This is a genomic window from Pseudomonas sp. (genome assembly GCF_030696055.1).
Taxonomy (GTDB): Bacteria; Pseudomonadota; Gammaproteobacteria; order Pseudomonadales; family Pseudomonadaceae; genus Aquipseudomonas.
In genome coordinates, this window is the sequence record NZ_JAUYNP010000276.1 from 1 (window position 1) to 6,316 (window position 6,316).

6 protein-coding genes and 1 pseudogene are annotated in these 6,316 nt (G+C 64.5%); 4 read left to right on the plus strand and 3 right to left on the minus strand.

The genetic code is table 11. The annotated features are described in order from the left end of the window. Positions 1-116: 116 nt before the first annotated feature. The 3 genes and pseudogenes from Q8Q83_RS16325 to Q8Q83_RS20290 all read left to right on the plus strand — a co-directional run bounded on the left by Q8Q83_RS16325 (position 117) and on the right by Q8Q83_RS20290 (position 2,529). Positions 117-869, plus strand: coding sequence for a DUF3365 domain-containing protein (locus Q8Q83_RS16325; protein ID WP_305625182.1), 753 nt, complete (start codon positions 117-119; stop codon positions 867-869). Positions 870-1,266: 397 nt separating this feature from the next. Then, positions 1,267-1,668, plus strand: a pseudogene (locus Q8Q83_RS20285) (HAMP domain-containing protein); the annotation flags it as partial. A gap of 84 nt (positions 1,669-1,752) precedes the next feature. Beyond that, complete coding sequence (locus Q8Q83_RS20290) at positions 1,753-2,529, plus strand: methyl-accepting chemotaxis protein (protein ID WP_371132424.1); 777 nt, start codon at positions 1,753-1,755, stop codon at positions 2,527-2,529. Between the two features lie 31 nt (positions 2,530-2,560). Here the strand turns inward: Q8Q83_RS20290 and Q8Q83_RS16335 are convergent, their stop codons facing one another. From Q8Q83_RS16335 to Q8Q83_RS16345, 3 genes are all read right to left on the minus strand, one after another. After that, a complete protein-coding gene (locus Q8Q83_RS16335) occupies positions 2,561-3,058 on the minus strand; it encodes a VOC family protein (protein ID WP_305625184.1) in 498 nt (165 codons plus the stop codon). 157 nt (positions 3,059-3,215) lie between these two features. Further along, a complete protein-coding gene (locus Q8Q83_RS16340; RefSeq protein ID WP_305625185.1) occupies positions 3,216-3,488 on the minus strand; it encodes a YheV family putative zinc ribbon protein in 273 nt (90 codons plus the stop codon). Next, positions 3,485-5,617 carry a M3 family metallopeptidase gene (locus tag Q8Q83_RS16345; RefSeq protein WP_305625186.1) on the minus strand — a complete coding sequence of 711 codons (2,133 nt, stop codon included), beginning with the start codon at positions 5,615-5,617 and terminating at the stop codon, positions 3,485-3,487. Before Q8Q83_RS16345 ends, Q8Q83_RS16340 begins: the two co-directional genes overlap by 4 nt. A gap of 120 nt (positions 5,618-5,737) precedes the next feature. Between Q8Q83_RS16345 and Q8Q83_RS16350 the strand changes: the two genes are divergently transcribed. After that, complete coding sequence (locus tag Q8Q83_RS16350; protein ID WP_305625187.1) at positions 5,738-6,283, plus strand: gamma carbonic anhydrase family protein; 546 nt, start codon at positions 5,738-5,740, stop codon at positions 6,281-6,283. Positions 6,284-6,316 lie beyond the last annotated feature (33 nt).

Here is a 6,316-nt window from a genome sequence, read left to right on the forward strand (position 1 = left end):
CTGCTATCACTTGATAGGAGGGTACCGGCTGCGCGATCGCGTGGTCAGCCCAGCATTCCGCGCTATTTCCCCCCAAGGACGGTCCACACCACGCCACCTACAGGCGAGGAGGATCTATGAAGGTTGCTCTACGGGCGGCCAGTGCCGCGTTGTTGGTTTTTGTGGCCGCTCAGGTCTGGCTACCGCCGGCGCTCGCCGCCGAGGATATGGAAGCCACCGGCAAGGACCTGACCCTGATTTTCCGTTCGGCGCGCAAGGTGATTTCCGATAACCAGGATCTGATCAACGATGCCAGCAAAGGCGACAAGGGCCTGAGCGCGGCGGCGGTGATCGAGCAAACCAAGGTCAATTACCAGGCTGCCGCAGGCGCCGACCTCAATCTGACCGACGACGGCAGCCCCACCGCCAAGGCGCGTGCCGCCTTGATCAGTGCGGTGCAGGCAACCATGGACGAAGCGCAGGCGCTGATCAACGAGCAGGGCAAGGGCTTCAAAGGCTTCCTCCCGGCGGTGTTCGGCGGGCGTGTGGCGAGCAACTTCAGTGCGGCCATGGCCGGCACCTTCGCGATCAAGTTGACCGCGCCCAAGGCCTATGTGCGCAACCGCGCCAACCGCCCCGACGAGTGGGAGGACAAGGTCATCGAGAGCATGTTCAAGCAACCCGGCTACGAGAAAGGCAAGGCCTATGCCGAGGCCGTGCCGGTCAAGGGCAAGGCGGCTTATCGCTATATTCTGCCGGAGTATTACGGCCCCTCCTGCCTGGCCTGCCATGGCGATCCGAAAGGGGAAATCGATATCACCGGCGGCAAGAAAGAAGGCGCCAAGCTCGATGAACTGGGCGGTGCTATTTCCCTGATCATTTACCAGTAGCAGGCTGGGTGGAGGTGTCGGCATGCCCCGTTTGACCGACCTCAGCATCAGTGCCCGTCTGCTGTTGCTATCGACCCTGGTGGCCTTGTTGCTGGCCGCGATGCTGTTCTACCTGGCCAGCGTGATAGGCGCCAACAACACGCGCATGGCCGCCCAGCAGCAGGACGTGTCCGCCCAGGTGGAAGAGCTGGGGCGCTGGCAGTTGGCCGACCGCGCCCTCGGCGAGTTCGCCTCTATGCGTTTCTGGCTGTACGACCTGCAGGTCAGCTGGTTGAACGAGTCGGAAAGCGCCGCCGACGAGGCCCATCAGCGCCTCAAGGCGGTCTTGGCGGAACTGCAGCAGAACGACATGGACGTCGGCCAGGTGCCGGCTCAGGTCGATGAATTTCGCAGCAAGATGTTGGCGGCGGTGGATGCCTACGTCGACAACAACCGAGTGCTGGGCAACTCGACTGTGGCCGAGGCGCGCAAGATCGCCACCACGGTCGGCGCCAGCCTCACGGCCCTGCAGGCGCAGCGCAGCGACAGCGCCAGGAATAAGGCTGAAGAAATCGCCACCGCGGCCCAACAGGTGCAGGCCAGCAACAGCCGCTTGTCCACCCTGGCCTGGTGGGTACTGGCGGCGGTGGTGACGATTCTCGGGCTCTTCTATGTGTTGCTGGCGCGCTCTATCTCGCGGCCGATGCACAACCTGGAACAGGGCATAGCCGAGATCGAACGCAACTCCGATCTCTCCCATCAGTTGCCGGTGCTCAGCGCCGACGAGATCGGCCTGACCGCCAGCGCCATCAACCGCATGCTGGAGAAATTCCGCGGCATCATCCAGGAGGTCGACAGCATCGCCGGGCTGGTCGCGGGCAAGGTCGACAACACCCGGCACAGCATGCTCAGTACCCAGCATGGCATCCAGGCGCAGCAGCAGGAAACCGACCAGGTGTCCTGCGCGGTCAACCAGATGAGCCACACCATTCAGGACGTGGCGAAGAACGCCGAGCGCGCCTCGGAAGCGGCGCATCAGGCCAAGCGCAATACCGAGAAGGGCAACCAGGTGGTGGCCGCCAATGTCAGCGCGATGAACGCCCTGGCCGAGGAGGTGCATGCGGCCGCCGATGTGGTGCGCCGGGTGGCCCAGGACAGCACGCAGATCGGCCGGGTGGTGGAGGTGATTCAGAGCATCTCGGACCAGACCAACCTGCTCGCGCTGAACGCCGCCATCGAGGCGGCGCGTGCCGGCGAAGCCGGGCGCGGCTTTGCCGTGGTGGCCGACGAGGTGCGCACCCTGGCCCAGCGCACGCGGGAGTCGACCCAGGAAATCAACGGCATGATCGAGCGCTTGCAGCAAGGCGTCGGCCAAGCCGAGCGGGTGATGGCCGCGGGCGTCGACAAGGCGCAGAGCGCGGTCGAGCAGGTGCAGTCAGCTGGCAAGGAACTGGCCGAGATCAGCCATTCGGTGCGCAGCATCGAAGACCTCAACGTGCAGATTGCCAGCGCCGCCGAACAGCAGAGCGTGGTCACCAGCGGCATCGCCGAGAGCGTGGTGCATATTCGCGATGTCGCCATCACCAATGCCGACACCGCCAACGCGGCTATGAGCGCCTGCAATGAACTGGAAGGCCTGACCCTGCGCCTGCAGGAGCAGGTCAGGCAATTCCGTCTTTAACGGCCTAGCCGGCTCCCGTGGAGCGCGGCGCTTAACCGGCATAAGCCTGATGTAGTCCGGCTATGTCGAGTTTCTGCATCTGCAGTAACGCCGCCATGACCCGCTGGGTCTTGCGCGCATCCGGGTCGCTGAGCAGCTCCGGCAGCACACTGGGCACTATCTGCCAGGACAGGCCATATTGGTCCTTCAGCCAACCGCACTGTTGCGCGCTGGCATCGCCGCCGGCACTCAGCTTGTCCCAGTAGTGATCCACTTCCGCCTGGGTCTGGCAATTGACCTGCAGCGAGATGGCTTCGCTGAAACGGAACAGCGGGCCGCCGTTCAGCGCGCTAAAGCGCTGTCCATCCAGCTCGAAGCTTATGGCCATCACAGTGCCCGACGCTTTGCCGTGGAATTCGTGGCCCGCTTCGCCGTAGCGGGAGATATTAAGGATCTTCGAATTAGCGAAAATCGAGCTGTAGAACTCCACCGCCTGTTCGGCCTGGTCGTCGAACCACAGGCAGGGGGCGATCCTTTGGATAGAGGGCATGGCAGGTCTCCTGGTTGAGTCGGCAAGCGCCGCGACTAGCTACTAGTCGTGCGGGACGCTGGCGGATCGACAAGAGCCTAGCCTGGATTGGCTCCAGGCTAGGGGCTGGCGCTGATCGGCGCTCAGCCACTCGGGCCTGGAGAAGCCTGCCCAGGTTTTATTCCGTGGGCTTCTTCAGCTTGGGATTGGGGAAGAACTGCACGGCCTGCACCTTGGGGTCGGCGGCCTTGGGTTTCAGCGCGCTGACGTTGACTCGCGTGGGAATCTCCTTGGGCACCGAGTTGCCGCGCTCGTCCAGGGTGTCGGCATAGCCGCAGGCCACGCATTCGCGGTGCGGCACGCCGGCTTCGTCCCACATCTGGATCTTGTCCATCTCGCTGCAGGCCGGGCACACGGCGCCGGCGATAAAGCGTTTCTTCACCTGTGTCATGCGGCCTCCTCACTTAGGCCGCAGTGGCGCAGCAGGGCGTCGATGGTAGGCGTACGGCCACGGAAGTCGACAAACAGCAGCATCGGCTCCTGGGAGCCGCCACGGGCCAGAATCGCCTCGCGGAAGGCGTGCCCGGTCTGCGGGTTGAGCACGCCTTCTTCCTCGAAGCGCGAGAAGGCATCGGCGGACAGCACCTCGGCCCACTTGTAGCTGTAGTAACCGGCCGCGTAACCGCCGGCGAAGATATGCGCGAAGCTGTTGGGGAAGCGGTTGTAGGCCGGCGGGCGCAGCACCGAGACCTCGTCACGGATGCCTTCCAGCACCTCCAGCACGTTGCGGCCGTCGCCGTGGGTGGCGTGCAGTTCGAAGTCGAACAGGGAGAATTCCAGCTGGCGCACCATCATCAGGCCGGACTGGAAGTTCTTCGCCGCCAGCATCTTGTCCAGTAGGTCCTGGGGCAGCGGCTCGCCGCTCTGATGGTGGCCGGAGATCAGCGCCAGGCCTTGCGGCTCCCAGCACCAGTTCTCCATAAACTGGCTGGGCAGCTCCACCGCGTCCCAGGCCACGCCGTTGATACCCGAGGCGCCGGCGTGCTCGACGCGGGTCAGCAGGTGGTGCAGGCCGTGGCCGAACTCGTGGAACAGGGTGGTGACCTCGTCGTGGGTCAGCAGCGCCGGTTGGCCTTCCACCGCCGGGGTGAAGTTGCACACCAGATTGGCCACCGGGCTGATCAGTTCGCCATCGGCGGCGCGGCGATGGTCGCGGGCACCGTCCATCCAGGCGCCGCCACGTTTGTTGGCGCGGGCATACAGATCGAAGAAGAAGCGTCCGACAGGCTGGCCGTTCTCTTCGATCTCGAACAGGCGTACATCCGGGTGCCAGCTGTCGAAGCCACTCAGTTCCTTGATCTGGATGCCGTAGAGCCGCTCGACTATGGCGAACAGGCCGCCGAGCACCCGGTCTATGGGGAAGTAGGCACGCAGGATTTCCTGGGAGATGCTGTAGCGCTGCTCGCGCAGCTTCTCGCTGTAGTAGCCGAGGTCCCAGCTCTGCAGGTCCGCGCAGCCTTGATCAAAGGCGAAGGCTTGCAGCTCGCTCAGGTCCTGGGCGGCGAAGGGCTTGCTGCGCACGGCCAGGTCACGCAGGAAGCTCAGCACCTGTTCGGTGCTGTCCGCCATCTTGCTGGCCAGCGACAGCTCGCCGTAATGGGCGAAGCCGAGCAGCTTGGCCAGTTCCTGACGCAGGTCGAGGATCTGGGCCATCACCGGGCCGTTGTCGAACTGGCCGGCATTCGGCCCCTGCTCGGAGGCGCGGGTGCCAAACTGGCCGGCGTGCGGGCTCTGATCCGAGGCGCGGGTGCCAAACTGGCCGGCGTGCGGGCTCTGATCCGAAGCGCGGGTGCAGTAGGCGGCGTACAGCTCTTCGCGCAGGGCACGGTCGTCGGCGTAGGTCATCACCGCGTAGTAGCTGGGGAACTCCAGGCTGATCAGCCAGCCGTCCAGGCCCTTGGCTTCGGCCGCCTGCTTCATCTGCGCCTTGGCCGAATCGGTCAGCCCGGCCAGGGCCGCTTCCTCGGTGACGTGCTTGGTCCAGGCCTGGGTGGCGTCCAGCAGCTGGTTGGAGAACTTGCTGCCCAGCTCCGACAGCTTCATCTGGATGGCGCCGTAGCGCTGTTGCTCGGCCTCCGGCAGGTTGATCCCGGACAGGCGGAAGTCGCGCAGGGAGTGCTCAAGAATGGTCTTCTGCGCCACCTCGAAGCCCCCGGCCTCGGGGCTGCCCGCCAGCGCCTCATAGGCCTGGAACAGCGGCTGGTTCTGGCCGATCTCGGTCCAGTATTCCGACAGCTTGGGCAGGCAGGCCTCGTAGGCCGCGCGCAGTTCGGCGTTGTTGCACACCGCATTGAGGTGGCTGACCGGGCTCCAGGCGCGGCCGAGGCGCGCACCCAGTTCATCCAGCGCCAGCACCAGGCCGTTCCAGCTGGGGGTGCCAGACTGCTGGCTGAGCAGGTCGGCGATGGCCACGCGGTTGTCGGCGAGTATCGCGTCCACCGCCGGCTCGACGTGTGCAGGAAGGATGGCGGAATAGTGCGGCAGGTCGAATTGCTGCAGGAGGGGATTGCTGGCAGTCACGGGCAAGCACCTGTAATGCGGAAGTGAGGGGTGGGTTATTGGGCCGGACAAGGCAATTAACAACCCGCATGGCCTGCATCTTAATTAGAATCCGGGCAAACCGCAGCCCAAGAGGACTCTATGAAAGCGCTTAGAACTTATCAGGGCTTCACCCCGCAGTTAGGCGAGCGGGTATTTGTCGACGCTTCCGCTGTGGTCCTCGGCGATGTGGCCATAGGCGCCGACAGCTCGGTGTGGCCCTTGGTGGTGATCCGCGGCGATATGCACAGCATCCGCATCGGCGAACGTTCCAGCATCCAGGACGGCAGCGTGCTGCATATCACCCACGCCGGGCCGTTCAACCCGGACGGCTACCCGCTGATTATCGGCGACGATGTGACGGTCGGGCACAAGGTCATCCTGCACGGCTGCAGCATCGGCAGCCGGGTGCTGGTCGGCATGGGCAGCATAGTTATGGACGGCGCGGTGATCGAGGACGAGGTGGTGCTCGGCGCCGGCAGCCTGGTGCCGCCGGGCAAGCGCCTGGCAAGCGGCTACCTGTATGTCGGCAGCCCGGCCAAGCAGGCGCGGCCGCTAAGCGACCAGGAGCTCAGCTACTTTCGCTACAGCGCCGACAACTATGTGAAACTGAAGGACCTGCATATCGCCGAAGGCCATGGAGCCTGAGATCGCCTTTATGCATTACCCGAATATCCTCTT